Origin of the sequence: Pantoea deleyi, from assembly GCF_022647325.1 — a bacterium.
GTDB classification, from domain to species: domain Bacteria; phylum Pseudomonadota; class Gammaproteobacteria; order Enterobacterales; family Enterobacteriaceae; genus Pantoea; species Pantoea deleyi.
In genome coordinates this window covers 1,189,958-1,214,667 of record NZ_CP071405.1, presented here as the reverse complement: position 1 = coordinate 1,214,667, position 24,710 = coordinate 1,189,958, and the positions used below count along the sequence as shown (strand labels likewise).

23 protein-coding genes, 1 tRNA gene and 1 pseudogene are annotated in these 24,710 nt (G+C 58.6%); 5 read left to right on the top strand and 20 right to left on the bottom strand.

All coding sequences use genetic code 11. The features are described 5' to 3' along the window. Positions 1 to 219: 219 nt before the first annotated feature. The 3 genes from fadJ to J1C59_RS05855 form a co-directional block, all read right to left on the bottom strand. Positions 220 to 2,316: a fatty acid oxidation complex subunit alpha FadJ gene (gene fadJ / locus J1C59_RS05865; RefSeq protein ID WP_128085455.1), complete on the bottom strand. Its 2,097-nt coding sequence runs from the start codon at positions 2,314 to 2,316 to the stop codon at positions 220 to 222. Next, positions 2,316 to 3,626, bottom strand: coding sequence for an acetyl-CoA C-acyltransferase FadI (gene fadI, locus J1C59_RS05860; protein WP_128085454.1), 1,311 nt, complete (start codon positions 3,624 to 3,626; stop codon positions 2,316 to 2,318). Before fadI ends, fadJ begins: the two co-directional genes overlap by 1 nt. A 158-nt stretch (positions 3,627 to 3,784) precedes the next feature. Continuing rightward, positions 3,785 to 4,081 (bottom strand): YfcZ/YiiS family protein, encoded by a 297-nt coding sequence (locus tag J1C59_RS05855; protein ID WP_128085453.1) that lies wholly within the window; start codon positions 4,079 to 4,081, stop codon positions 3,785 to 3,787. Positions 4,082 to 4,438: 357 nt separating this feature from the next. Between J1C59_RS05855 and fadL the strand changes: the two genes are divergently transcribed. Further along, a complete protein-coding gene (fadL, locus tag J1C59_RS05850) occupies positions 4,439 to 5,722 on the top strand; it encodes a long-chain fatty acid transporter FadL (protein WP_111141418.1) in 1,284 nt (427 codons plus the stop codon). Positions 5,723 to 5,815: 93 nt separating this feature from the next. Here the strand turns inward: fadL and mlaA are convergent, their stop codons facing one another. The 10 genes from mlaA to ccmA all read right to left on the bottom strand — a co-directional run bounded on the left by mlaA (position 5,816) and on the right by ccmA (position 13,697). Beyond that, positions 5,816 to 6,580 carry a phospholipid-binding lipoprotein MlaA gene (mlaA, locus tag J1C59_RS05845; protein ID WP_111141419.1) on the bottom strand — a complete coding sequence of 255 codons (765 nt, stop codon included), beginning with the start codon at positions 6,578 to 6,580 and terminating at the stop codon, positions 5,816 to 5,818. Between the two features lie 150 nt (positions 6,581 to 6,730). Next, complete coding sequence (gene ccmI, locus J1C59_RS05840; protein ID WP_128085452.1) at positions 6,731 to 7,942, bottom strand: c-type cytochrome biogenesis protein CcmI; 1,212 nt, start codon at positions 7,940 to 7,942, stop codon at positions 6,731 to 6,733. Beyond that, positions 7,939 to 8,394, bottom strand: a complete 456-nt coding sequence (locus tag J1C59_RS05835; RefSeq protein WP_208721851.1) for a cytochrome c-type biogenesis protein — start codon at positions 8,392 to 8,394, stop codon at positions 7,939 to 7,941. The genes ccmI and J1C59_RS05835 overlap by 4 nt, the downstream gene beginning before the upstream one ends. Then, the gene (locus J1C59_RS05830; protein WP_128085451.1) at positions 8,391 to 8,948 is read right to left on the bottom strand and encodes a DsbE family thiol:disulfide interchange protein; all 558 of its coding nucleotides are present in this window, start codon (positions 8,946 to 8,948) and stop codon (positions 8,391 to 8,393) included. Before J1C59_RS05830 ends, J1C59_RS05835 begins: the two co-directional genes overlap by 4 nt. Next, positions 8,945 to 10,903 carry a heme lyase CcmF/NrfE family subunit gene (locus tag J1C59_RS05825; RefSeq protein ID WP_128085450.1) on the bottom strand — a complete coding sequence of 653 codons (1,959 nt, stop codon included), beginning with the start codon at positions 10,901 to 10,903 and terminating at the stop codon, positions 8,945 to 8,947. The genes J1C59_RS05830 and J1C59_RS05825 overlap by 4 nt, the downstream gene beginning before the upstream one ends. Beyond that, complete coding sequence (gene ccmE / locus J1C59_RS05820) at positions 10,900 to 11,385, bottom strand: cytochrome c maturation protein CcmE (RefSeq protein WP_128085449.1); 486 nt, start codon at positions 11,383 to 11,385, stop codon at positions 10,900 to 10,902. Before ccmE ends, J1C59_RS05825 begins: the two co-directional genes overlap by 4 nt. Then, positions 11,382 to 11,615: a heme exporter protein CcmD gene (ccmD, locus tag J1C59_RS05815; protein ID WP_128085448.1), complete on the bottom strand. Its 234-nt coding sequence runs from the start codon at positions 11,613 to 11,615 to the stop codon at positions 11,382 to 11,384. The genes ccmE and ccmD overlap by 4 nt, the downstream gene beginning before the upstream one ends. After that, positions 11,612 to 12,352 (bottom strand): heme ABC transporter permease, encoded by a 741-nt coding sequence (locus J1C59_RS05810; protein ID WP_128085447.1) that lies wholly within the window; start codon positions 12,350 to 12,352, stop codon positions 11,612 to 11,614. Before J1C59_RS05810 ends, ccmD begins: the two co-directional genes overlap by 4 nt. A 68-nt stretch (positions 12,353 to 12,420) precedes the next feature. Next, entirely contained in the window at positions 12,421 to 13,080 is a 660-nt protein-coding gene (gene ccmB, locus J1C59_RS05805) for a heme exporter protein CcmB (RefSeq protein WP_140916976.1), read from the bottom strand. Continuing rightward, on the bottom strand, positions 13,080 to 13,697 hold the full coding sequence (gene ccmA, locus J1C59_RS05800) for a cytochrome c biogenesis heme-transporting ATPase CcmA (RefSeq protein WP_128085446.1): 618 nt from the start codon (positions 13,695 to 13,697) through the stop codon (positions 13,080 to 13,082). The genes ccmB and ccmA overlap by 1 nt, the downstream gene beginning before the upstream one ends. Before the next feature lie 243 nt (positions 13,698 to 13,940). Between ccmA and J1C59_RS05795 the strand changes: the two genes are divergently transcribed. After that, positions 13,941 to 14,876 (top strand): formate/nitrite transporter family protein, encoded by a 936-nt coding sequence (locus J1C59_RS05795; RefSeq protein WP_128085445.1) that lies wholly within the window; start codon positions 13,941 to 13,943, stop codon positions 14,874 to 14,876. 288 nt (positions 14,877 to 15,164) lie between these two features. Further along, positions 15,165 to 15,239 (top strand) — tRNA-Arg (locus J1C59_RS05790). Between the two features lie 211 nt (positions 15,240 to 15,450). Here the strand turns inward: J1C59_RS05790 and J1C59_RS05785 are convergent. The 4 genes and pseudogenes from J1C59_RS05785 to J1C59_RS05765 form a co-directional block, all read right to left on the bottom strand. After that, positions 15,451 to 15,981 (bottom strand): annotated as a pseudogene (locus J1C59_RS05785) (VasL domain-containing protein); the annotation flags it as partial. Then, positions 15,887 to 17,896, bottom strand: coding sequence for a type VI secretion system Vgr family protein (locus tag J1C59_RS05780; RefSeq protein ID WP_242281367.1), 2,010 nt, complete (start codon positions 17,894 to 17,896; stop codon positions 15,887 to 15,889). The pseudogene J1C59_RS05785 and the gene J1C59_RS05780, both read right to left, overlap by 95 nt. Positions 17,897 to 17,900: 4 nt before the next feature. Continuing rightward, positions 17,901 to 18,656 carry a type VI secretion system contractile sheath small subunit gene (tssB, locus tag J1C59_RS21870; protein ID WP_128085443.1) on the bottom strand — a complete coding sequence of 252 codons (756 nt, stop codon included), beginning with the start codon at positions 18,654 to 18,656 and terminating at the stop codon, positions 17,901 to 17,903. A gap of 529 nt (positions 18,657 to 19,185) precedes the next feature. After that, positions 19,186 to 20,055 carry a helix-turn-helix domain-containing protein gene (locus tag J1C59_RS05765; protein WP_128085442.1) on the bottom strand — a complete coding sequence of 290 codons (870 nt, stop codon included), beginning with the start codon at positions 20,053 to 20,055 and terminating at the stop codon, positions 19,186 to 19,188. Between the two features lie 178 nt (positions 20,056 to 20,233). Between J1C59_RS05765 and J1C59_RS05760 the strand changes: the two genes are divergently transcribed. Then, a complete protein-coding gene (locus tag J1C59_RS05760; RefSeq protein ID WP_128085441.1) occupies positions 20,234 to 21,133 on the top strand; it encodes a DMT family transporter in 900 nt (299 codons plus the stop codon). A gap of 36 nt (positions 21,134 to 21,169) precedes the next feature. On the opposite strand, the gene J1C59_RS05755 is transcribed toward J1C59_RS05760, so the two are convergent. Further along, a complete protein-coding gene (locus tag J1C59_RS05755) occupies positions 21,170 to 21,403 on the bottom strand; it encodes a hypothetical protein (protein ID WP_128085440.1) in 234 nt (77 codons plus the stop codon). Positions 21,404 to 21,695: 292 nt separating this feature from the next. On the opposite strand from J1C59_RS05755, the gene J1C59_RS05750 reads away from it, so the two are divergent. Continuing rightward, positions 21,696 to 22,922 carry an L-lactate MFS transporter gene (locus J1C59_RS05750; protein ID WP_128085459.1) on the top strand — a complete coding sequence of 409 codons (1,227 nt, stop codon included), beginning with the start codon at positions 21,696 to 21,698 and terminating at the stop codon, positions 22,920 to 22,922. A 32-nt stretch (positions 22,923 to 22,954) separates the two neighbouring features. On the opposite strand, the gene J1C59_RS05745 is transcribed toward J1C59_RS05750, so the two are convergent. Further along, complete coding sequence (locus tag J1C59_RS05745; RefSeq protein WP_128085439.1) at positions 22,955 to 23,830, bottom strand: SMP-30/gluconolactonase/LRE family protein; 876 nt, start codon at positions 23,828 to 23,830, stop codon at positions 22,955 to 22,957. 513 nt (positions 23,831 to 24,343) lie between these two features. Further along, a complete protein-coding gene (locus tag J1C59_RS05740; protein WP_128085438.1) occupies positions 24,344 to 24,625 on the bottom strand; it encodes a lipoprotein in 282 nt (93 codons plus the stop codon). Positions 24,626 to 24,710 lie beyond the last annotated feature (85 nt).

The window sequence follows — 24,710 nt, the reverse complement described above, 5'->3', positions numbered from 1 at the left end:
ACCGCTGTTGTTTGTCGATATCGCCCGGCGCGACGCGCCTGACTCTTCACTCTGCGAATGAACGCTGTGTTTTACCCTAATGACTTCAGTATAGTCAACCGGTTGTTTATTAAATAAGCACTTCTCAGAATCATGCTGCGCCGCACACTCTGGCGGCGCATTTCTAACCCGCTGAATTGGGTTGGTTATTCCACTTTCAGCAGAAATGTAAAATTTCGTCTATTTTCTGGCCGCCTGAATCAGCGCGTCACAGGGGGTAAACCGATCCCCATAACGCTGCGCAAGCCGGGTTAATCTGTTGACGACGTCCGCCGCCCCCAGTCGCGCCATGTAGTGGAACGGGCCGCCCAGGAAAGGCGGAAAACCGATGCCAAACACCGCGCCAATATCCCCGTCGCGGGCGCAGCGAATCACCTGTTCATCGAGACAGCGGGCCGCCTCGTTGAGCATCATCATCATGCAGCGTTCCGCTATCTCCGCGTCGCTCTGCCGGACCTGCGGCGTCACCTTCAGCAGTGCATAGAGCGAGGCGTCGGGTTTTTTACGCTGCCAGCGAGGCTGGTCGTAGCGATAGAAGCCTTTCCGGTTTTTACGGCCTTTGCGCCCCGCTTTCAGCACCGCGTCAAACGCGGCAGGCGCGGCAAAGCGTTCGCCATAAGCCTGCTCCAGAATCGGGCTGATTTTGCTGCCGACGTCGATACCGACCTCATCCAGCAACTGCAGCGGCCCCACCGGGAAACCGGCCTTCACCAGCGCGCGATCGATATGGTCGATCGGCTCCCCTTCCAGCAGACAGCGCATCGCCTCATTGATGTAGGGCGTCAGGATGCGGTTAACATAAAAGCCGGGTTTGTCCGCCACCACAATCGGGGTTTTGCCCTGGCTGCGCGCCAGCGCTACCGTGGTCACCAGCGTCGCGGTGGACGTATTCAGATGGGGGATCACCTCCACCAGCGGCATCTTCCCGACCGGACTGAAGTAGTGCAGCCCGATGACATTTTCCGGACGCTGCGCGCCCGCGGCGATCTCCGCAATCGGCAGCGAGGAGGTGTTGGAGGCGAACAGCGTATGGGGCTGACAGTGCGCCTCCACGTCGCGGACCATCTGCTGCTTCAGCGCCAGATCCTCAAAGACGGCTTCAATCACCACATCGCGCCGGGCAAAGCCCTGGTAATCGATGCCGCCGGTAATGCGGGCCATCTGCTGCTGCCGCTGTGCCGGGGTGATCTGACGTCGCCTGACCTTTTTGCTCAGCAGTTCCCAGCTGCTTTTCAGCGCGTGGTTAACCCCTTCCAGGCTGATATCTTTGATGCGCACCGGCAAGCCGGCATGGATAGCGGTGACGCTGGCGATACCGCCGCCCATCAGACCGCCACCAAGAACAGCGACGCGCCTGATGCTGGCGGGTTCGGCGTCTCCGCCCCGCTCCTTTTTCATGGCGGTCGTGGCGAAGAAGATGCCGCGCAGCGCGACCGATTCGGGCGTCATCGCCAGTTCACCGAAGGCACGCGCTTCCGCGTCGTGACCGGCCCGGCTGCCCTGCGCCAGCCCGGTGCGCACCACGTCGATGATGCGTTGCGCCGCCGGATAGTTACCCTGGGTTTTCGCGGCCGTCTGACGGGCCGCCAGCGTAAACAGGGCCTGGCGACCGCCTGGCCCCTGCAGCAGTCGATCGCGCAGCGGCAGTGTGCGTCCGCTGACCTTGCCTTTCTTTACCCTGGCGATGGCGGTTTCCAGCAGAATCGACCGCGGCACGGCGTCGTCAACGATCCCCAGCTTGCGCGCCTGTTTCGCCCGCACGCTTTTGCCGGTCAGGATCAGCGGCAGCGCCTGCCGGACGCCGATCAATCGCGGCAATCGCTGCGTACCGCCCGACCCCGGCAACAGGCCGAGCTGTACTTCCGGCAGCCCGAGCCGGGTTTTGTCATCCAGCGAGCAGATGCGCGCATCGCACGCCAGCGCCAGCTCCAGACCGCCACCGAGACAGGCACCGTGAATCGCCGCGACCACCGGAAACGGCAGCGCATCCAGCGCGGCCATCACCTCCTGGCCCTGCTTTGCCAGCGCTTCGGCTTCCTGCGCACTCTGGCAGCGGTCAATCATGCTGATGTCTGCGCCAGCGATAAAATTGTCCGTTTTACCGGAGATCAGCACCAGACCCGCCAGCTGCGGATCGCGCCGCGCCTCTGCGATAATGGCCGTTATCTCTCCGGCAAATTCCGCTTTCAGGGTGTTCATCTTCTCGCCGGGAACATCAATAGTGATGATGCCGACGTGATCTCCGCGCATCGTCAGATGAAACGCTTTCTGCTCCATTATTCGGCCTCCAGAACCATTGCCGCACCCAGACCGCCCGCTGCGCAGGCCGTGACCAGCCCCAGCCCGCCACCGCGTCGCCGGAGTTCATTCAGTGTCTGCGTGATCATACGTGCGCCCGTGGCGGCAAAGGGATGACCATAGGCGATCGATCCGCCCAGCACGTTGAAGCGCTCTTCATTCACTTCGCCCAGCGCATGCGGACGATTCAGGATATCGCGGGCAAACCGCTCGTCGCGGAACAGCTGCAGGTTACTCAGCGTCTGGGCCGCAAAGGCTTCGTGCATATCAATAAGCGTAAGATCGTCCAGCGTGACCCCGGCCCGATCCAGCGCCAGCGGCGAGGCATACGCGGGGCCCAGCAGCATATCCTGCTGCACATCGATTGCCGTAAAGGCGTAGCTGCGCAGATAGCCCAGCGGGCTGATACCCAGTTCGCGGGCGCGGCCTTCGCGCATCAGAATCACGGCCGCCGCGCCATCGGTCAGCGGCGTGCTGTTGGCGGCGGTGACGCTGCCGTGCTGACGGTCAAACGCCGGACGCAGCCGGGCGTAATCTTCTGCCTTCGCGTTCATGCGCACATTGTTGTCCTGATCGATGGCGCTTTTCCACGGCGGCACAAAGGCTGCCATCACTTCCTGCTGCAGAACGCCGGACTGCCAGGCTCTGGCGGCTCGCTGATGAGACCGCAGCGCCAGCGCATCCTGCGCTTCACGCGTTATGCCGTGACTCTTCGCCATCTGCTCGGCCGTGTCACCCATCCGCAGCCCGGTGGAATACTCCGCCACGGCAGGCGGCACCGGCAGCAGATCGCGCGGGCGCAGACGGCGCAGGATCTGCAGTTTTTGTCCGACGCTGCGGGCTTTATTGAGATCCACCAGCGCACGCGCCAGGGTTTTGGTAACGCCGATCGGCAGCACCGACGAGGAGTCTGCGCCACCGGCGATTCCCGCCGAGATGGTGCCCGCCATCAGGCTCTCCGCCACGTTGGCGACCGCCTGAAAACTGGTGGCGCAGGCGCGGCTGACACTGTAAGCATCGGTCTGCACGCCGAGCCCGCTGCTCAGGACAATCTCGCGCGCAATGTTTGGCGCTTCCGGCATCTGAACCACCTGACCAAAGACCAGCTGTTCGATAACCTCCGGCGGCAGCTCACTGCGCGCCAGTAATTCGCTGACCACCATTCGTCCCAGTTCAATGGCGGGGATGCCATGAAAGCCGGTCGCCTGGCGCAGGAAAGGGGTGCGTAACCCGTGGGTTATTGCGATGCGTTCACCATCGCGCGTCAGCAGCGGCTGCGCTTTGCTCATTGTTCTCACCTGTGACTGGGACTGTGGCATCATTGCCTGAAGAGGTCTGACCTGATCAGTGTTAACCACAAGCGGGTGAGCCGCCAATACCGGAAAGGAAAAAGTGCGAAGAGAAACACGAAAATGAAAAACGCCGCACTGACGCGGCGTCGGGGGAGTCAGCGCAAACCGAGCTGGAAAATCAGGGTTTCCGCCTGGCAGCTGAAAGTGAAGTCGATGTCGAGCTGCACGCCCTGATTTATGTCGCTGAAGCGGGCTTCAATCACGCAGGGTTCCGATTCCACCTCGCGGGCACGCCGCGTGAGCTGCGCTAACTTCGCGTCCGCTTCCGCGCGGCTGGCAAACCACTCCGACCAGCTGGCGGTGCAATCGGTGTTATCCATCACCGTACCCACATCGACACAACAGCAGGCGGCGGTTTCATTCGCACTGCATTTTTTAATGGCATCAGTCATTTCATTCTCCTGACCCGCAATCGGGTGGTTGAGCGATTTTATGGCCGAAATTTTACCCGCTTGCCTGAGGATGTGCCACGCGCCTGGCGCTAAGTGACGAATATCACAATAAAAATTGATCCAGAACAAACTGGAATCGGTATGCTGTGCAGAATCAGGTCAGTTTTGTTATGCAGATCGAATTTTAAACGATCAAACCTGAAATATTTTAAAAACAATATTGCAACTTGCACACAGGTCGGACCTATACTCTCCGCACTGGTCTGATATGTGCGCTTTACGTCAGTCCCTACAATCCGCCGTCCTTTGTTACGCGACGTTATAGCGTTAAATAATAATTCACATGAGGTTGTGGTCATGAACCATAAAAACCTGTTTGCAAAGTCAGCCGTGGCGGCTGCAGTGGCGCTTGTCTCTTCACACGTTTACGCAGCTGGGTTTCAGTTAAATGAGTTCTCTTCGATTGGTTTAGGTCGCGCATATTCAGGCGAAGGGGCAATGGGTGATACGGCAGCCTCCGCCAGCCGTAACCCGGCAACCATGGCGTTAATGGATCGCCCCGAGTTTTCTATCGGTGCGGTGTATATTGCGCCGGACGTCAATATCAGTGGTCGCAGTCCCAGCGGACGCAGCCTGGATGCGAATAATATTGCCCCGAATCAGTGGGTGCCGAATATTCATTACGTTCAGCCTATTAACGATCAGTGGTGGATCGGGGCGTCAGCCACCTCTAACTACGGCTTAGCAACAGAGTTTAATAATGGGTATACCGCAGGCGGCTATGGCGGTAAGACCGACCTGGTCACCGGCAACTTCAATCTGAGCACCGCCTACCGGTTAAATGAACATTTCAGCGTGGGCGTCGGTTTTGATGCGGTCTATGCGAAAGCTAAAATTGAACGTTATGCGGGTGAATCCGGCGCGAGACTGGGCGTACCGGCAGACACGCAGGTGGCCCATCTGAAAGGCGACGAGTGGGGCTACGGCTGGAACGCCGGTGTCCTGTATGAAGTGGATGAGAATAACCGCTTCGGCTTTACCTACCGTTCAGAAGTCAAAGTCGATTTCGATGGCGATTATAAGAGCAGCCTCTCATCGCGCCTGAATGCGGTGAACAATCCGACCGTGACCGGCATCCCTTATGGCACCAGCGGCACCACCGTTCCGGGTGCGTTGACCCTGAATCTGCCGGAGATGTGGGAAGTGTCGGGCTGGCATAAAGTGGCACCGCAGTGGGCAGTGCACTACAGCATGGCGTACACCAGCTGGAGTCAGTTCCAGGAGCTGAAAGCAACCGGATCGAATGGCCAGACGCTGTTCTATAAAGATGAGAGCTTCCACGATGCCTACCGCATCGCGCTGGGCACCACCTACTCCTACGACAAAAACTGGACTTTCCGCACCGGTATCGCGTTTGACGACAGTCCGGTGCCCGCCGACAAGCGTTCCATCTCCATTCCGGACCAGGATCGTCTGTGGCTGAGCGCCGGGACCTCCTATGCCTTTAACGATGATGCCTCGGTGGATGTAGGCATCTCTTATATGCATGGACAGAAAGTGACGGTGAAAGAAGGCCCGTATACCTTTACCTCTGAAGGTAAGGCGTGGCTCTACGGTGCGAACTTTAACTATAAGTTCTGACAGACGGCATGAAAAAAAGGGCGACCCGGATGAGTCGCCCTTTTTTTTATGGCTGCGGATCGCATACCGGATCCGCAGCCTGCTCGCCTGCCACTACGGCGCGTCGATATCCTTCAGGTCATCCTGAATCGCCGCCGCGTTAGGATTATCTTCCGGCTTCAGCTTACCGCCGCGCGCCAGGAAGTCGTGACGCTGGAAGTAGGCGTTGCGGATAAAGGCATAAGGGTCGCGCTGCTGTTTCAGGATGCCATCGGAATCCAGCAGCTGCGCACGGGACTCAATCCCTTCAAGCGTCCACTTACCGATCGACATCGGCCAGGTGAGCCAGCCAAGGATCGGATAGAGCGTATCCACGTAGTCGCCGCCATCCTGACGGACCGTGAAGCTGCCGTACGCAGGCAGTTCGACGTAGGGGCCATAGCCGACGCCATAGTGGCCGAGCGTGGTCCCGAAACGGTGCGGCTCTTCACGCGCCAGCGCCGGGTTCGCTTTACCGGCAACGTCGATGAAACCGCCCAGGCCCAGCACGCTGTTCAGGAAGAAACGGGTAAAGTGAATGCCCGCATCGCGTCCATCCCCCACCAGAATGGCGTTGACCATGCTGGCTGGCTCCTCAAGGTTGCCCAGAAAGTTGCTCAGGCCGGTACGCGCCGGGACCGGCACATAATCACGCCAGGCCACCGCCACCGGACGCAGCAGATAGGGGTCCAGCACGTTGTAGTTAAAGTTAAACATCGTGCGGTTAAAGCCCTCGAACGGATCGCTGCGTTCAGCAGGATCGCTATTCGCCGGCTTTGAACTGGCACAACCCACCAGAAGGACGCTGGCAACAGCCAGGCTGGTCAGGCGAAAATTCATTCCAATCTCCCTGTGCGGATGAAAAAGGTCTACCCATCATTCAGGTTACGGCCGGGTATCGAAGCGGCTTACCCGATGAGCATAGCTGACTTTGTGCCAGTGGCAGCAGGCAATGGCACCTGTGGTTATTAATGTTGTCGCAGAGCCTCATCAGGGAGTCTGCTGATTAATCTCTACCGCTATCGGCTGCTGCCCGTCCCAGGGCGTTACCGCGCTCTGGCCCTGCCAGTCGCCCGGCTGAGGAGTGGCGCTGCCGTCGCGGGAGATCCGCACCCGGACCGCCACCTGATGCTGCGCCGAAAGCAGACGATCCGGCATCATGGCGTTGCTGTCATCCAGCGTCAGCGCCAGCGGGAAGTGACTGAGCGGCAGGCGTTTGACCGCCACCGGCACCGGTGACACCCCGTCAGAAACCGAAATATACAACACTCCGTCCTGCGGTAACATTTTTTCTGCCTGCGGCGTCAGCGTCACGTTAAGCGCCAGCTGACGCCCCTGCTGTCCGGCAGCACTCCGGGCCTTTTCGATACTGCGGGCGATCATCGCATGGCGCGCATCGCCCGCCGGCAGCAGCCCCTGCAGCGTCTGCCAGGCGTCGATAGCCTGATCGTACTGCTGCTGCCCGTAGGCGTTAAACGCCAGCAGGCTCAGGGTGCGCAGGTTCTGCGGATCCGCTTTGCGCAGCGACTTCAGCAGCAGGGTCGCCTGACGGTTATCCTGCGGATCGGAAGATCGCGTCAGTACCTCTGCATAATCCTGCTTCAGCGCCAGATCGTTGGGAGCGAGCTGCAATGCGCGCTCAAATGCCTGGCTGGCGATCTCCGCATTGTTGAGCACCATGCCGAGCCGTCCCAGCATCGTCCAGTCGGCCAGATTATCCGGTTCCTGCTGCAGTGCGGTACGCAATCCGAGCTGCAGACGCGCCAGCTCCTCCATGCTCAGCGGTTTCGCACCGGGGTCCATCAGCCGGGCGCGCAGTTCAGGATACGCCTGCCGGACCTGCATCCAGCCGGTGAATTGCGCCAGGCCGCCGGTTTTCAGATAAGTGCCCAGCGAGACCACAACCAGCACAATGACGCCCGGCAGCAGAATCCAGCGGCTGCTGCGGTGTGACGCCTGGGCTTCTGCTGGCGGAATATCGGCCAGCAGCGTCTGCTGCAGCTCCCGCTCCATCAGCGGTCGCTCAGCGACAACGCCCTGCGCTTCATCCTGCGCCAGCTCTTCGACCCGCTGATGGTAAAAACGCTGGTTAAGACGGTCGCGGTCGCCCGTGCTGGCCTGACGCTGCCGCCAGCCTGCGGCCAGAAACAGCGTACAGGCCGCCAGCAGTAACAGAAAAAGGGTGATCCAGAATGCACTCATGAGGGCTTCCTGTCAGATTTCAGTAGCGCATCAAGACGCTGTTGTTCATCGTCACTCAGCTCACTGCGGGTTTTGCGCTGACGGCTGCGCAGGATAATCACCGCGCCGCCCAGCAGTACAAACAGCGCAGGCCCCACCCACAGAATCAGCGTTGAGGGAGTAACCGGCGGCGAATAGCTGACGAAATTGCCGTAACGCGCCACCATATAGTCGATGATCTGCTGGCGGCTCTGGCCCTGCTTCATCAGCTGATAGACCTTCAGGCGCATATCGGCAGCAATCATCGCATTGGAATCGGCGATGCTGTTGTTCTGACACTTCGGGCAGCGCAGCGAGGCGGTCAGATCGCGGTACTGCTCCTCCTGCGCGACCGAGTCAAACTGCAACGTGTCAATGGCGGCCCAGAGTGAGAAGCTGAACAGCAGGCCGCAGATCACTATCAGCGCTCTCATGATCCCGCCTCCGCGCTGTATTTCATCCACAGCGGTTTCACTTCCTGCTCCCAGACGCGTGGATTGAGATCGCCCGCGTGGCGATAACGGATAATGCCTTTGCCGTCGATCAGGAAGGTCTCCGGCGCGCCATAGACGCCAAGATCCAGCCCTAGCATGCCGTTGCCATCATAGAGACTCAGCGCATAGGGATTCCCCAGCGTGTTCAGCCAGTTCACCGCTTTCTGACGATCGTCTTTGTAATTCAGTCCCACCACCCGAATCCCCTGCTCCGCCAGGCTGTTCAGGTAGTGATGTTCGGCGCGGCAGGTCGGGCACCAGGTTGCCCAGACGTTCAGCAGGATCGGTTTACCCTCCGTCAGCACGCGCTGATCGTAGGTCTGGCCAGGCTGATCCAGCGCTTCCAGACGGAACAGCGGCACCGGCTTGCCAATCAGGGCAGATTCGAGACGGGTCGGATCGTCGCCCTCTGCGTTGCGTGTCAGCTGCCACAGCAGCGCCGCCGCCAGCAGCAGAAACAGCATCAGGGGAATAAACAGGATTTTTTTGTTCACGTCCGCTCCTCACGTCCGGCTTTTTTGCGCGAACGATAACGGGGGTCAAACAGGCAGAACAGGCCGCCCAGCGCCATCAGCACGCCACCGGCCCAGATCCAGCGCACAAAGGGTTTGTAGTAGATGCGCACGGCCCAGCCGCCATCATCCAGCTCCTCACCCAGCGCCGCATAGAGATCGCGGCTGACGCCGCCATCAATTGCCGCTTCGGTCATCATGGTGCGGGCCGCGGTGTAAAAGCGTTTTTCTGCCTGCAGTGTCGCTTCCGGTTTGCCGTCGCGGGTAACATCAATGATGCCCATGCCGCCGCTGTAGTTCGGGCCCTGCAGATTCTGCACGCCGCGGAAGACGAAGTGATAACGATGGATATCAATGCTGTCGCCCGCCCTCATGCGCACATCGCGCTCCACGCTGTACTGGGTGCTGAACGCGATGCCGATGACCGTGACGCCCACACCCAGATGCCCCAGCACCATCCCCCAGTGACTGCGCGACAGGTGCCGTAAACCGGTAAAGAAGCGATGGCGATGCGTGGCGCGCTCATGCAGTTCGAGCAGCGTCAGGATGATAATCCACAGGGACATCAGCAGCCCCACCACGCTCATCGCCGCGATGCGATCCTGCAGCCACCACGGAATGATGACGGAACAGGCCAGGGTCACCACCAGCGCCAGCGCAAGGCGCTTTGCCAGCTTCTGCGGCTCATCGCGCCGCCAGCGCACCAGCGGGCCGATCCCCATCAGCAGCGCAAAGGGCGCCATCAGCCAGCTGAACAGGGTGTTAAAGAACGGCTCGCCGACCGAAATGCTGCCCAGGCCCAGCTGTTTGTGCACCAGCGGCAGCAGCGTGCCGAGCAGTACCACCAGCATGGCAGCAATCAGCAGCACGTTGTTCCCCAGCAGGAACGATTCGCGCGACCAGGTTTCATTCTGCACCCGGCCACGCACCTGGCCGCCTTTAATGGCATAGAGCAGCAGCGAACTGCCGATCACAATCACCAGAAACGCGAGGATAAACATCCCGCGCGCCGGATCGGAGGCAAAAGAGTGTACCGACACCAGCACGCCGGAGCGCACCAGGAAGGTGCCCAGCAGGCTGAGTGAAAAGGCGGTGATGGCCAGCAGCACGGTCCAGGCCTTGAAGGTGCCACGCTTTTCGGTAACCGCCAGCGAATGTATCAGGGCCGTTCCCGCCAGCCACGGCATAAAGGAGGCGTTCTCTACCGGGTCCCAGAACCACCAGCCGCCCCAGCCCAGCTCGTAATAGGCCCACGCGGAGCCGAGCACAATCCCGATGGTCAGAAAGACCCAGGCCGCCGTGGTCCAGGGACGCGACCAGCGCGCCCAGGCAGTGTCCAGCCGTCCGGCCATCAGCGAGGCGATGGCAAAGGCAAACGCCACGGAAAAGCCAACGTAGCCCATGTAGAGCAGCGGCGGATGGAAGATCAGGCCGATATCCTGCAACATCGGGTTCAGGTCATGCCCGTCAATCGGGAAGTCCGGCAGCGTACGGGCAAACGGATTGGAGGTCAGCAGGATAAACAGCAGGAAACCGAGATTGATCATTCCCATCACCGCCAGCACCCGCGCCAGCGCATCCTGCGGCATCCCGCGACTGAAGAGCGCCACCGCCAGTGTCCAGGTACTGAGCAGCAGCACCCACAGCAGCAGCGAACCCTCATGCGCGCCCCAGGTGGCGGCGATACGGTAGTAGACCGGCAGCAGGCTGTTAGAGTTGGTGACGACGTAGGCAACGGTAAAATCGTTGCAGATAAAGGCCCAGACCAGCAGGGCAAACGCCGCTGCGATGCAGACAAACAGGCCCCCGGCCAGCGGGCGCGCCATCGCCATCAGGCGGGCGTCCTGGCGTAGGGCGCCCCACAGTGGATAGCTGCTCAGCAGCAGGGCGAGGCCCAGCGCCAGGCAGAGCAGAAAGGTTCCGATCTCTGGCATCATGATGATTTACGTCCTGCCTGATAAGAGGACTGCTGACCAGCCGGGTTGCTCTTCATCGCGTCTTCGATCTCCGGCGGTGTATATTTCTCATCATGTTTCGCCAGCACTTCTTTGGCGACAATGTGGTTGCCCGCTGTGAGAACGCCCTGCGCCACCACGCCCTGCCCTTCCCGGAACAGATCCGGCAGGATGCCCTCAAAACTGACGCTGACCACGCCGCGGGCGTCGTAGAGTTTAAAGGAAACGGCCAGCGTTTTCGGATCGCGCCGGACGCTGCCCGGCATCACCATGCCACCGACGCGCAGTCGCTGGCCCGTCCCGGGCTTCTCGTGTGCCTCGCCTTTGCCGTAGAGGATCTCACCCGGCGTATAAAAGAGATCGATATTAGAGCGCAGCGCATACATCACCAGCGCGGTGGCCAGGCTGAGGCCGAGCAGAATCGCCACCGCCGCATAGAGGCGGTTGCGTCGACGGGTATTCACAATGTCTCTCCTGCCGCTTCAGCCGCGGCTTTTTTAGATTTTGCTGCCCGGATACGACGTTCACGCGCCTCACGCTGGCGAATCTCAGCCAGCAGGCGGCGGCGCAGCAGCAGCGTGTGCAGCGTCAGACCGATCAGCGGAAGCAGCGTAAAGGCCACCGCCAGCCAAACGTAGAAGGCGTAGCCCCCCATCGCAAAGAAGGCGTGCCAGGAGGAAAAGGCGGGTGTCATCTCTGCTCTCCCCGTTTTGCCACCGTCAGCGCCCAGGGACGATGGCGTTCCGTTAACAGAATCAGGTTACGCAGTCGCATCAGGGTCAGCGTCACGAACAGCAGCAGGTAACCGATGATGGCCCAGCGCAGCGGCGTGCGCATCACCGGCGCGATCGCCTGCTGGAGAATCCCCGACGACCCCTGGTGCAGGGTATTCCACCACTGCACGGAGAAGTGAATGATGGGCAGATTCACCACGCCAACCAGAATCAGGACGCCCGCGGCCCGGCCTGCGGTGCGGCGATCGTCAAACGCGTGATAGAGCGCAATCACGCCCATATAGAGGAACAGCAGCACCAGCTCCGAAGTCAGCCGTGCATCCCAGATCCACCAGGTGCCCCACATCGGCTTACCCCAGGCGGCTCCGGTGACCAGCGCAATAAAGGTAAAGACCGCGCCCACCGGTGCCATCGCGGCAGAGACCAGATCGGCCATTTTCAGCTGCCACACCAGCCCGATAAAAGCGGCGATGGCCATAGAAGCGTAGATGCCCATCGACCACATCGCGGCGGGCACATGAATGTACATAATGCGAAAACTGTCGCCCTGCTGATAGTCAGCGGGTGCAAATCCAAATCCCCAGACCCAGCCCAGCAGCAACGCCGCCAGCCCGGAAATGGCGAACCAGGGCACCAGTCGCCCCGACAACTGATAGAGGCGTTCGGGCCTGCCCAGCTGATGTAACGCTTTCCACATATCAAGTGCTCACATTAACGATAAAAAAGGGGTTGCCGCGTCTTTCGCGCGCGTGACCGCAACACCGGTTATTGCAAAGTAATGCGTAACGCCGCCGCCGTGGCAAACGGCGAGAGTGTGGCGCTGCCCAGCAGCATCGCGCCGAGAATCGCCAGATAACCGCCGAGGGGCAATCCCTGACTGGCCGCCTCCATCGCCGCGCTGGCGAAGATCAGAACCGGAATCGCCAGCGGCAGTACCAGCAGGCTCAGCAGCACGCCGCCGCGCCGTAAGCCTACGGTCAGCCCTACCCCAATCGCCCCGAGAAAACTGAGCGTCGGTGTACCAAGCAGCAGCGTTAATGCCATCGCCCACCAGCCGTTCATATCCAGCGACAGCAGCAGCGCGGCCAGCGGCGACAGGACGATCAGCGGTACGCCGGTCACCAGCCAGTGCGCCACTACCTTACCGATGACGATGACCGGCAGCGGCGTCGGCAGCAGCGCCAGTTGCTCCAGCGAACCGTCGCTGAAGTCGTCACGAAACAGCCGTTCCAGCGCCAGCAGCGACGCCAGCAGGGCGGCCACCCAGGCGACGCCCGGTGCGATGCGCGCCAGCTGCTGCGGATCGGGGCCAATGCCCAGCGGAAACAGCGTGATCACAATCAGGAAAAACCAGAGCGGATTTATCACATCCGCTCCGCCGCGAAAGGCGATGCGCAGCTCACGCTGGATCAGGCGAAACAGCATCAGTCAGCCTCCTCATCGCCAGGACGTATTTTGCGCACCCGCGCCGCCATTGCGGGCAGATCCTGATGGGTGGTCAGGATCACGGCGCCCCCGTTATCGGCATGGCGGGTAAATTGCGCTATTAATGTCTCAACACCCGCCTTGTCGATGGCGGTGAGCGGCTCGTCGAGGATCCAGATGCGCGCGCGGCTGAGCCAGAGTCTCGCCAGCGCCACGCGACGCTGCTGCCCCGCCGATAAACGGCTGACCGGCACCTCTTCCTCCCCCGTGAGATCTACCGCCTCCAGCGCCGCGAAGATCTGCGCGTCACTGCAGTCGGGATGATAGAAGCGCAGATTTTCCAGCGGCGTGAGCACGCCTTTGATGCCCGGATGATGACCCAGGTAGAGCATCGCCTGATGCCAGGTTTCACGCTGCCGCAGAATCGGCTGCTGCTGCCAGCGTATTTCACCCGCTTCGGGCCGGCTCAGGCCCGCCAGCAGGCGCAGCAGCGACGTCTTGCCCGCGCCGTTAGGCCCTTCAATCTGCACAATGTCACCTGCGGAGACGCGGAATGAGAGCCGCCGGAACAGCGAACGTTCGTCGTAAGCACAAGTGAGCGTAATGATTTCCAACATTGAGGGGGGAATCGCACCAGCTAAAAAGTGGCCGGGATATTACCACAATGTTGCTGTGGGCCGAAGTGTGAGCTACCGCTCAGTTTTGCTCTCAGCGGCTTATTCGTGCGGTATCGTCGGGCCTCTGAATAAAAATGCAGTTCCGAAAAAGGTTGTTACGCTTATTCGCATCAGCCGTAACCTTATCGGCAAATAAAAAAGGGCTACGCTTATAACGCGACAGCACTATCACCAGGAGAAAATATGAAGCCTTCATCAGGTAATGAACAGGGTCCTAACGACGTAGACAGTGAAGAGAAGGAACAGGGCACTGACATCGAAGTCGATGAGGAGGCGCTCCCCTCGCGAGCCGCAGCGATCCATGAAGAGATCCGCCAGGATGGGGAAAAAGAGCTGGAGCGCGACGGCATGGCGCTGCTCTGGTCCGCGATTGCGGCGGGCCTCTCGATGAGCGCTTCGTTAATGGCGAAAGGCATATTTCAGGTGCACCTCGAGGGCGTGCCGGGTGCCTTTCTGCTGGAGAACCTCGGCTATACCTTTGGTTTTGTCATCGTCATCATGGCCCGTCAGCAGCTCTTTACCGAAAATACCGTAACCGCCGTGTTACCGGTGATGCACAAGCCAACCTGGGGTAATGGCGGCCTGCTGTTGCGTTTGTGGGGGATTGTGCTGCTGGGTAACCTGATTGGCACAGCGCTGGGTGCGCTGGCCTTCAATGAAATGCCGATATTCGACGAGGCGACCCGACAGGCATTTACGGAGATCAGTAAGAAGGTGATGGAGAACACGCCTGGCGAGATGTTTGCCAATGCGGTGATCTCCGGCTGGATTATCGCCACCATGGTCTGGATGTTTCCGTCTGCGGGCGGGGCCAAACTGCTGGTGATTGTGATGATGACCTGGCTGGTTGCGCTGGGCGATCTGGCGCATATCGTCGTGGGATCGGTGGAAGTGCTCTACCTGGTGTTCAGTGGCAGCATCAGCTGGCATGAGTTCCTCTGGCCGTTTGCCCTGCCGACCCTGCTCGGCAACATCACCGGCGGCACGCTGATTTTTGCCCTGATCAGTCACGCGCAGATCCGCAATGATATGAGTGAAGCTGCCGTGGCGAAGGCGAAGGCGGAGAAGCGTAAGCAGGAGAAGCGCCGTCAGCGCGAAGAGCAGGAAAACGCAGAGTAACAATCTGGCAGACAGGCGACTTTAGCGGGCCTGTCTGCTTTTCCGATGATGCACCAGCCAGATCGTTCAGGCTGGTGCTGGGAATTTAACGGCGCGGCAAAGCCTGACGCCGTTATGGCGTGAGTTCCCGCCTCCGTAACCCGCGACGCACCGTCATCTTAACAGGACGATTCCCGCCACAACGTGCGTTGTCATGCTCAGGCTAACGGCCCGATTGCTGGCGGAATGAGCAAACGCACACCGATATAGTGAATCTCCCGGCCTGTTTGCGCTATACTGCGCGCCGCGGTCCTCTTAGTTAAATGGATATAACGAGCCCCTCCTAAGGGCTAGTTGCAGGTTCGATTCCTGCAGGGGACACCATCCTGATCGGACCTTCACCGCCCTTCTCTCTTTCATATCTCTGCAAAGCATCAACTTCCCAGGTAACTGCTTACCGGCATAGCGAAAACGATCTCCGGACTTGCCCGCGCGCTTCTGAAAAACAGTGCGGATTATTCTGCAGATACGCAGCATGGCCTGGCTCATGCAGAGCGGTGGCGGCGCTCACCGGCCCGCGACGAACGCTCGCGCTCTATTTCGCTGCCCGCTGCTTAATTTCAGCGTAGCGAGCGTTCAGTTGCTTCAGATGCATCTCCAGCCGGGCGCTGGCCGCTGCGGGTAAAGGCTCCCCCGCTGGCGTTTGCGACAGTATCCGCAATTGCTCTTCGGCCGGTAGCGACTGATTGAATGCCTGCACAGTGGAAAAAACTACCGATTTCAGCTCGCTGACCGTCATATATTTTCCCTTCTGCTCGTCGAGGCCGTTAAGTCTGTCACTGAGCTTCTGTAACGATGACATCCCCTGATGCCAGCCGTTGAGCTGCGCTGTCGGCAGGGCAGCCGCGCTGCGTTGCCGCTGCCACTGTTGCATCAGCGGTTTTGCCTGTTCCGGCCAGAGTTTCTGTGCCTGTTCTGCCAGTTGCCGGCTGTAGCTCATCGTCCAGTCAGGCGGCAGCCGCTCCAGCCGGTCAAGCTGCTCCGCAGTCTGCACGGTCATATCCTGCAGTCGCGCGTTGCGATGCTGTAAGACCTCCAGCTGTTCGGGCGTGAGCGCGACGGGTATCCCCACCGGCGTTCAGGGCGACATTCTTCGTGGCCGCCAGCTGCAGATGCTCTGCGCTGGTAAACGCCATCCCCTCGGGTGCGGAGAAATGGATCATCTCATTGATAGTTTTCAGCCGTGTGGCGAACATCGCCTGCTGACTGGCAATGTCAGCTTCCAGGGCTTTCGCCTGGCGGGTGGCGCTGGCAAGCCCCTCGATTTGGGCGCGGACAGCCTCAATCTCCCGGAGTGCCACATCCCTATCCAGCACATCGCCTTCGCCGTTCACTTTGCCATCGGCGGTGACCAGCAGCCCTTTTGCCACACGTATGACCCCGAACTCATCGGTGCGCAGCTCAAAGCCGGTACCCCGTGGCTCGTTCTCTGCATCAACGATATGTCCCTGATTCAGCGCCGTAGTCCCGAACGGGGTACTGAGCGCAATATGCTCGCTCTGGCGCAGGTCTTCCATCCGCAGTTCGTTCTGGCCCGCGGTGCGCAGGATATTCTGGCTGCGGTTGTCCCGGGTGACCACGTCCGGATGTTCAGAGTCATGGAACGCATAGGCGATGTAGGGTCGGTCCGGGTCACCGCCGTCAAAAGCAATGCCCACTTCCGTACCGTCAATCAGCGGCGTGTGCCAACCGTACGTTTCCCCGGCGTACGGTTTGGCCTGACGTATCCACAGATAGTTGTAGCCCTGCTCTGCGTCTTCGCGGCTGAAGTCCAGCTTCACCCGGTAACGGCCCGTTTCATCGAGATGCGCATACGGCGCATTCTTCTCGTCGCTCTCGACACGGGCGGTCAGCGTGCCGGCAATAAGCGGGCGCGGCGCAGGTTCTGGTCTGAAGCAGAACTGCTCGCTGTAGGGCATGCCCCACACGGAAACGTGCAGACGGGTATCCCGGGCCGCGCGGAAGGTGGTGAGTGTAATCACCATTCCCTCTTTCAGCTCCGGCACGTCACTGTCACTGGTTTCCAGCACCATGCCCGGCGTCAGGTCACTGGCATTGCTGAAGAGATGCAGGCGTATCGCGTTGTTGAGGGCGTGTTCATGCTGAATGCGTGCGTAAAAGGCGCCGCTTTCGGTTTCCGGCTCAGAGGTGGTCTCATCGCCCGCTTCATGATAAGGGGCAAGATAGCGATAACATTCTCCGGTAGTAGCCACCTCGTTTCTGACGCTGACCTGTGCATCCATCGGCGTACTGGCGGTGCGGTAGTTGTAATCCCGGGTGGCCACGCGGCCGGTCACCGTGTGGTGCCACACTCTGGCATCCCACACCGCGTCCACCGCGCCGTCATAAAGCGCCGACGGTTCCCGGTAAGGCAGGCGTACATCAAACTGATACTGCAACTGGCTGTCGGCGAAGGTCACCGTATCCAGCCCGGTGGTCGTGTTGACCCCGGTACGGAACCAGATACCGACCTCAGCAAGGATCCGCTGCATAAACTGCAGGTCCGTTTCCCGCCACTGGGTGATCAGTTCGCGGACCGGGTAAGTCCGTTCCAGCCGGAATTCAAAATCTGCTCCTTCCAGCCCGTGGCTGCGCAGGACCTGCGCCACCAGTTCCGGTACCGAAACATTCTGCCAGACCGCGCAGCGGCGGGTATGGGCAAGCAGTGCCAGGCGCGAGGAAAGCGTTACGGCGAAATGCGTCTGGTCCACGGTTTCGTTGAGGACCTCAAAGCCGGTAATGATACCCTGCACGACTCTGCCACTGAGCATGCTGAGGGTGGCATACTTCAGCATCGCATCCTGACGACTGATGCCTTTCTGCGGCGTGGTGAACTCAATGCGCCATTTGAACGGTGCATTCAGCGCTTCCCGACCGTGGAGGTTCAGCACATCCGGCTTCAGGATGCTGTCGTTTATCTCAAAGCGGTAGCGGGTCTGCCCGTCAAACAGCGCCAGCCAGTTATCGAGGGTGGTGTCCATGAGTTTACTCCTTCACTGGAACCAGGGTCAGCCCGGTGCTGTTAAGCTGGATGGTGCGCGGCTTGTCCGGGTCGAGGTCGTCGCGGCTCAGTACCAGCTTCCAGGTGTTGTTTTTGATATCCGGCCGATTAAACAGCCCCACCACCGCCACAAATTTCGCTTCTTCGTTCATCGGCATATTGAGCGTCACGCTGCCTCTGGGCATCACCAGCAGAGACTTGCTGACGACAATATCCTCTTTAAGGGTGTTATCCGCATCGCGCAGCAGTTTCTGGTAGTCGGCCGCATCCACCTTCTGGCGGTCCCGGAGCTGGTAAACCTGCACCATGGTGGCCAGTGGTGTCTGCCCTTCATCGGCATTGGCATCCAGCAGGTTGGCCTTGAGATCACGCAGCAGATTGCGCATGGAGAGCATCGCCTTCAGCTGGGGTATCTGCCGGGAGATCTGTTCCGGAGAAAAATCCCTGATGCTGCGGAATGTCAGACTGATGTTTTCTTCGCTGCCGTCGCCTGCCAGCGTATTTTTAACGGTGAGGTTAACTTTTGGGGAATATTCGGAAAGAACAGAGTCAAAATTATTTTTATCTACATTAACCTTTTTCCGATCCGATAATTGCGACGCGTCCTGACCATTACTGAAATCACCTGCAACCAGTAATTTAAGTGGTAGTTCAGTTTTTTTCCCTGCGCCGCCAGTATGGAGATCGAGTTTTAAATTAATACGTGCCTTTGGCACTTCATTCTGGAAACTTTCAGCCATTTCATCATCCCTTTCTTATCGCCACAGATATGTTTCAGACCCGATTTATCTGCCCGCGATAATAGAACAATGATCGACAAAAGATCAAACAAACAGATCATTAAACTTCAATGAGAACATTCTTAGATTTTTATACTAAAAAAATCAGGGAGGATAATGCTGCCATACCAGCTAACTGGACCACTAAAGGTTTAACAGACAAACGTTTGTATCGTCACAATAGAATTAAATAGCAGATACATCATAAAGTCCGATTAAATTGATTAAGGTTAATATTTTAAAATCAGAAACCGCAGCACCTGTAAATTTTTAACACTTAGATTACGGACAATCCGAAATGAGAATGAAATTACATCGTTTATTACTGATAGCGTCTAAGGCGAAAAAAAGCCAGCAGAGATGATCCTCAGATAATAAGAAAATTTTTCTGACCGAGGTAAACGGTTATTTTGCACTCCCGGCTTTTATGCGCCCGATCAGGTCTGAGCCTGTCCGCAGAAGCGAAAAAACGTTGCGCAGAACAGGATGTTTAGCGGAGTGCCCGGCGACAGGCAGAGGGTGTGGTTCCGTATACCTGGCGGAAACGGTGGCTGAAGTGGGCTGAGGAGTGAAAACCACACTGCAGGGCGATGGCGGTCAGGGTCAGTTCGGGCCGTTCAAGCAGCACCCGCGCACGATCCATACGGCGTCGCATCACAAACTGGTGCGGCGCTTCACCAGTGGTGTGACGGAACATACGGGCAAAATGAAACTCACTCAGCGCCGCTTCGTGTGCCAGCACGGCGAGCGTTAAAGGCTGGTCAAGATGGGCATCGATAAAATCGATGACGCGGCGTAATACGGCCGGTGCCAGCCCTCCCCGCACCTGAGGCAGCTGCCAGTTAACTTCGCTGTAGTGCTGTAACAGATGGGTCAGCAGCAGCGTGGAGGCGCTGCTCAGCATTAACTGACTGGCAGGCTGTTGCCAGTCACTGCTCAGGAGAAAGTGGCGATAGAGTTGAGTGATGCGGTCATCCGTGGAAAAGATTTTCTCATCCAGCGTTAACTGCGCCGGACTGCGATCCCAGACCCGTTCGGCCAGCTGCCGCAGATGCGCCTCACTGCAATAGAGGTGCACAAAGGCGAGATCGGCGCGCAGATCCCAGGTGGACTCTGTACCGGCGGGCATCAGACAGAAACGATCCGGCGCGCCGCCGTTGCGCCAGCCATGAGGCGTTTTATGCCAGGTGTCGTAACCGCCCGCCACATAGAGGCTCAGCGTATGGTGATCGCTGTGGTTGGTCACGCGATCGCCGCTGTTGAACCAGGCTGCCAGCTGAATGCCGCTCTGAAGCTGCACCTGATCACGCAGTTGGGCTTTGTGGCGCTGCAGCATGTCAAAGGTCTGGTATAGGCTCATCGGCGTGTCAGTTCAGATCAAACAGAGTGCCAGTTTACGGTGTGCGCCCGTCAGAAAACAGACCGTAGCGGAACAGAGGGTAAAAATGCGCAAGATTTTGCAAACCCGGCGCAACCCGTTGCAAGCGCAGAGGCGGTTTTCCGCGCAGACTCAGCGTTTTATGGAGGAGAACCCGGCGATGAATCTGTTTTTGTATCTCTCTGTCGTGCTGATCTGGGGAACGACCTGGATTGCGATCTACGCGCAACAGTCTGCGGGCATGAGCGCCGTAACCGTCGCGGTATTCTGGCGTTTTTTGCTGGCTTCGCTGGTGATGTTACTGCTGCTTAAACTGATAAAGCGCCTTCACAGGCTGACGCTGCGGGACCACCTCTTTTGTCTGCTACAGGGCTGCTGCGTCTTTGGCTTTAATTTTGTCTGCTTTTATTCTGCGTCCGCCTATATCAGCAGCGGTCTGGAATCGGTCATTTTCTCGATGGCCGTGATGTATAACGCCATCAACGGCTGGCTGTTCTTCCGTCAGCGCCCTTCCGTACGCCTGATCCCGGCCATCGTACTGGGGATGACCGGAATCGTTGCGCTGTTCTGGCACGATTTGCGCAGCACGGAAGCCTCGGCCGGACTGATGTGGGGCATCGGTCTGAGTGCGCTGGGCACGCTGGGCTTCTCCTTCGGCAATATGATCAGCCAGCGGCATCAGCGGTTACAACGCGATGTGCTGACCACCAACAGTTACGGCATGTTGTACGGCGCGCTGATGATGGCACTGGTTTCGCTGCTGCAGGGTGTTTCGCTGCAACCGACCTGGAATATGCAGTGGCTGGGGGCATTAACCTATCTGGCTATCGTGGGTTCGGTGGTGGGCTTCGGTGCTTACTTTACGCTGGTGGGACGGATTGGTGCCAGTCGGGCGGCCTATACGACGGTTCTCTTTCCGCTGGTGGCGCTGGCACTCTCTACCCGTTACGAAGGGTATGAATGGCATGCCAGCGCCATCCCTGGCCTTGTCATGATTCTGCTGGGCAATGTCGTGATGTTTGCCCGCTGGCCGGCAAGCCGTCGCCGGATCACTGCCTGACAGGGAAGCGGGAGACAGCCCGCATCTGATGGGGCGTTATGCCCACTGCTGCTGAAGGAGTTGTTGTGGCTGATTGATCGCCTTACGGGCGATCCAGTAGAGCAGAACACGCTCGTCGTCACTGTCACGATCGGCCATCGACAGCAGTTTCAGTGCCAGCGTCGATTTGGTCACAGGCTGTTGTTCTGTACTCAGTTCAATCACGGCCTGACCGATGATGCAGCAAACGTCATCCTCACTGGTGTTGGATTCATATGTCCGGTCTTTCATATTTCCTCCTGATAGGTGAACTCTCAGTCTGGCAAATAATCCGCAAACCTGCTCAGATAACCGACGCGCTGAAACATTATCTTACGGGTGGTTACGCTTCCTGATTAAGCTGCCTCTTTGGTTACTTTTCACGCAACACCGCCCCGCCGCTTTCCAACGCAATGCCGTTCATACCGCCTGAATGGCATTTCATTCCCCAATCCGTTCCGTTCATACCTTTACCGCTCATGCGCGCGAGCCACTGCTTTATGCTGACTGCAGTTTCCAGATTCCCGGATGGGAGAGATAAATGATGAACCAGACTCAGCAGGCTTCTTATCAGCGTTCACGCTGGCTTACATTGTTCGGCACCGTCATCACTCAGTTTGCACTGGGGTCCGTTTATACGTGGAGTTTGTTCAACGGCCAGCTGTCGCAGAAGCTGGATGCCCCCATCAGTGAGGTCGCTTTCTCGTTTGGCCTGCTGAGTTTAGGGCTGGCCATCGCCTCCTCACTGGCCGGTAAACTGCAGGAGCGGTTTGGGGTACGCCGTGTGACGATGGGCGCCGGAGTGCTGATGGCGCTGGGATTCTGGCTGACCTCCCAGGCAGATAACCTGATGATGCTCTATTTCAGCGCTGGCCTGCTGGTCGGTCTGGCCGATGGTGCAGGCTATCTGATGACGCTCTCCAACTGCGTGAAGTGGTTCCCGGAGCGCAAAGGGATGATCTCCGCCTGTGCCATCGGTGCATATGGTCTGGGCAGCCTGGGCTTCAAATTTATCTGCGGGGCGCTGCTGGCGACGGTCGGTCTGGAGCAGACCTTTATGATCTGGGGCGTGATAGCGATGTCGATGATCATCCTCGGGGCACTGCTGATGCGTGACGCGCCGGTGCAGGAGAAAAGCCCGCGTCAGCAGGGACAGCAGCCTGCGCGGGATTATACGCTGGCCCAGTCCGTCCGTATGCCGCAGTACTGGATGCTGGCGCTGATGTTTCTGACCGCCTGCATGAGCGGACTCTATGTCATCGGCGTCGCCAAAGATATCGGCGAAGGTCTGGTGCACCTCTCCACGCAGAGTGCGGCCAGCGCCGTCACCGTGATCGCCATCGCTAACCTGAGCGGCCGTCTGGTGCTGGGGGTACTGTCTGACAAAATGCTGCGTATCCGGGTAATCTCGCTGGCGCAGATCGTCTCACTGATCGGCATGAGCGTGCTGCTCTTTACCCGGATGAACGAAGTGACCTTCTTCCTCTCACTCGCCTGTGTCGCCTTCAGCTTTGGCGGAACCATCACGGTGTTCCCGTCGCTGGTGAGTGACTTCTTTGGTCTCAATAACCTGACCAAAAATTACGGTCTGCTCTATCTGGGATTTGGTATCGGCAGCGTGCTGGGTTCCCTGGTCGCCTCGCTGTTTGGCGGTTTCACCGTGACCTTCAGCCTGATCATGACGCTGCTGGTTATCTCCCTGTTCCTGTCACTCACCATCCGCTTACCACAGCGTTCAGTAACGGCGGCGCCGGTTCTGCAACGTCATTAATCAGAACGGGCCGCCTCACGCGGCCCGCGTCTCTAGCCGCGGAACAGCGGCTCTGCCATGCCAGCGACCGCGACTTCCACCGCAAAGATATTGCCGGAGTGCGGATAGCGCGCCAGCTCCTCTTCCGTGCGATCTTCCCGCGAACTGGTGATAAACAGCGTTTTGAGATCGGCACCGCCGAACGCCACCATCGTCGGCCACTTCACCGGCAGCAGGATCTCATCGACAATCTCCCCGCTCTGAGGATCGATACGAACCACACGTCCGCCATCGAACTGTGCTGACCAGTAGAAACCTTCGCTATCCACCGCCGCGCCATCCGGTAAGCCGCCGCTGGCGTCGAAGCGGCGGAACAGCGTACGTTCGCCCGGTTCGCCCTGCTCATCTAACGGATAGCGGTAGAGCGACGCATTTGGCGTGTCGCTGTGATACATCCAGCGCCGGTCAGGCGAAAAGGCCAGTCCGTTGGAGATTTTGATATCGCGCGCTCTGACCTCCAGCTTCAGATCCGGCGTGACGCGACACAGCAGCCCGCCATTTTTATCCTGCGGTTCCCACAGGCTGCCACACCAGAAATTTCCCCAGGGATCGACGCGGCCATCGTTAAAGCGGCTCCGCGCGGCCTCGCCGGGGTTGTCGGCAATCTTTTTTTCCGGTTTACCCTGCGCATCCAGCAGCCAGACACCACCACGCAGGGCGGCGATAAGGCCGCCCTGCTCGCGCAGACCGATGCAGCCTACGTGCTCCGCCTGCGGAAAGGTCTGCAGATCGCCGCTGACCGGATCGAACCGGTGAATCGCCGGTGCCAGAATATCGACACACCACAGCACCTGTTCCCTGACCGACCAGAGCGGACACTCACCCAGCTCCGCCTGCAAAGCCAGTATATGTTTTACGTCGTGCGCCATGTTTCTCTCCCGTTGAACTGACATGCTAATAATGTAGTTGTAAAAACTTTCCGCGGAAGATTATTTTCGCTTGATTTTGAGACTATTCTCTCTGATAGTATTTATTATTCAGCCCATTCTGATTCTCTTATTTCAATCTTCTGCAAAATTCCGCACCCTGAAATATTTCGTCATATCTGATGAAATAACTCTACAAAGCCTGCATCTTCACTCCACTTTTTCAGCGTAGTGTCATCCTCATGGGAAAAGAGGAGAAGAGTTCCTATGAAGAGATTAATTAAAGTCGCTTCGGTCGTGGCGCTCATGACGTTATTAAGCGGGTGTATTATCACTCCCCGGCATGACAACGGCTGGCACCGCGGAGGGGGCGGCGGGTATCACGGAGGCTACTATGGAGGCTATCATGGTGGGTATCATGGCGGTCACCATCGCCACTGACGGGCAAAGATGTCACACAGCATAAAATAAAAGAAACACACTTTAAGGGCGGGATAATTATCCCGCCCGTTTTATTTAGCTTTTCAGCGCGTAATTACACTGGAACCACGCTTTCTGCAGGCCCGGAATATGACTCTCCTGCGCAGGCAGCGCCTCGACTTTATCAAATCCTTTATTGCTGCAGTAATTCGCCAGATCGAGATCCATCGCATCGCGATTGACCTTCAGCGGGTCAAAACGATACTGCACGGTATTTGAGGTCGGATCTTCATCAACACGTTCAAATGCCCCGGGTTTGCTGGCAGTACAGCCTGCCAGCAATAACAGCGCTACCGCGCCGGTAAGTAGTTTTTTCATCAGATTGTCCTCACGTTGCCGCGCAGTTTAAGACGCAGCCTGCCACGCATCCATAGGATAAATGCGCGAAAAACCAGAAATTACG

Bases quoted from the DNA above. Each gene is read 5' to 3' on its own strand.
- fadJ (WP_128085455.1), bottom strand. From the start codon at position 2,316: ATGGAGCAGAAAGCGTTTCATCTGACGATGCGCGGAGATCACGTCGGC.
- fadI (WP_128085454.1), bottom strand. From the start codon at position 3,626: ATGAGCAAAGCGCAGCCGCTGCTGACGCGCGATGGTGAACGCATCGCA.
- J1C59_RS05855 (WP_128085453.1), bottom strand. From the start codon at position 4,081: ATGACTGATGCCATTAAAAAATGCAGTGCGAATGAAACCGCCGCCTGC.
- fadL (WP_111141418.1), top strand. From the start codon at position 4,439: ATGAACCATAAAAACCTGTTTGCAAAGTCAGCCGTGGCGGCTGCAGTG.
- mlaA (WP_111141419.1), bottom strand. From the start codon at position 6,580: ATGAATTTTCGCCTGACCAGCCTGGCTGTTGCCAGCGTCCTTCTGGTG.
- ccmI (WP_128085452.1), bottom strand. From the start codon at position 7,942: ATGAGTGCATTCTGGATCACCCTTTTTCTGTTACTGCTGGCGGCCTGT.
- J1C59_RS05835 (WP_208721851.1), bottom strand. From the start codon at position 8,394: ATGAGAGCGCTGATAGTGATCTGCGGCCTGCTGTTCAGCTTCTCACTC.
- J1C59_RS05825 (WP_128085450.1), bottom strand. From the start codon at position 10,903: ATGATGCCAGAGATCGGAACCTTTCTGCTCTGCCTGGCGCTGGGCCTC.
- ccmD (WP_128085448.1), bottom strand. From the start codon at position 11,615: ATGACACCCGCCTTTTCCTCCTGGCACGCCTTCTTTGCGATGGGGGGC.
- J1C59_RS05810 (WP_128085447.1), bottom strand. From the start codon at position 12,352: ATGTGGAAAGCGTTACATCAGCTGGGCAGGCCCGAACGCCTCTATCAG.
- ccmB (WP_140916976.1), bottom strand. From the start codon at position 13,080: ATGCTGTTTCGCCTGATCCAGCGTGAGCTGCGCATCGCCTTTCGCGGC.
- ccmA (WP_128085446.1), bottom strand. From the start codon at position 13,697: ATGTTGGAAATCATTACGCTCACTTGTGCTTACGACGAACGTTCGCTG.
- J1C59_RS05795 (WP_128085445.1), top strand. From the start codon at position 13,941: ATGAAGCCTTCATCAGGTAATGAACAGGGTCCTAACGACGTAGACAGT.
- J1C59_RS05780 (WP_242281367.1), bottom strand. From the start codon at position 17,896: ATGGACACCACCCTCGATAACTGGCTGGCGCTGTTTGACGGGCAGACC.
- tssB (WP_128085443.1), bottom strand. From the start codon at position 18,656: ATGGCTGAAAGTTTCCAGAATGAAGTGCCAAAGGCACGTATTAATTTA.
- J1C59_RS05765 (WP_128085442.1), bottom strand. From the start codon at position 20,055: ATGAGCCTATACCAGACCTTTGACATGCTGCAGCGCCACAAAGCCCAA.
- J1C59_RS05760 (WP_128085441.1), top strand. From the start codon at position 20,234: ATGAATCTGTTTTTGTATCTCTCTGTCGTGCTGATCTGGGGAACGACC.
- J1C59_RS05755 (WP_128085440.1), bottom strand. From the start codon at position 21,403: ATGAAAGACCGGACATATGAATCCAACACCAGTGAGGATGACGTTTGC.
- J1C59_RS05750 (WP_128085459.1), top strand. From the start codon at position 21,696: ATGAACCAGACTCAGCAGGCTTCTTATCAGCGTTCACGCTGGCTTACA.
- J1C59_RS05745 (WP_128085439.1), bottom strand. From the start codon at position 23,830: ATGGCGCACGACGTAAAACATATACTGGCTTTGCAGGCGGAGCTGGGT.
- J1C59_RS05740 (WP_128085438.1), bottom strand. From the start codon at position 24,625: ATGAAAAAACTACTTACCGGCGCGGTAGCGCTGTTATTGCTGGCAGGC.